The 395-nt window shown below is 49.6% G+C and carries 1 rRNA gene; it reads left to right on the top strand.

Annotated features, from left to right (window positions below):
• A 23S ribosomal RNA gene (locus QSK43_RS27055) occupies positions 1-395 on the top strand; the annotation flags it as partial.

Below are 395 nucleotides of genomic sequence, written 5' to 3'. Positions count from 1 at the left end.
CGTGATACGCTGCGATAAGCTGTGGGGAGCTGCGAATAAGCTTTGATCCATGGATCTCCGAATGGGGCAACCCACCTCAGATATCTAGAAAATCTGTTTTGCTAAACACTTGAATATGTCTTTTTGAATGGTTTGCATGGGACTTCCCATACAGACCTTCAGGTCGTCGCCAATGTTTTGGCGCGCCGTCCGCAGCGTAGCGATCGTAGATCGCGACAGCGTGAGGACAAAAGACACCCGGTGATGCCGGGTTCGAGGGTTCAGCGAAAGAGGTTTCTAGATATCGCGATGAGGTATCTACACCTGAATACATAGGGTGTAAGAAGCGAACGCAGGGAACTGAAACATCTAAGTACCTGCAGGAAAGGACATCAACCGAGACTCCGTAAGTAGTG

The organism is Rhizobium sp. GR12, from assembly GCF_036596185.1.
In the GTDB taxonomy this organism is placed as follows: Bacteria; Pseudomonadota; Alphaproteobacteria; order Rhizobiales; family Rhizobiaceae; genus Agrobacterium; species Agrobacterium nepotum.
This window is presented reverse-complemented; position numbering and strand designations above follow the sequence as displayed.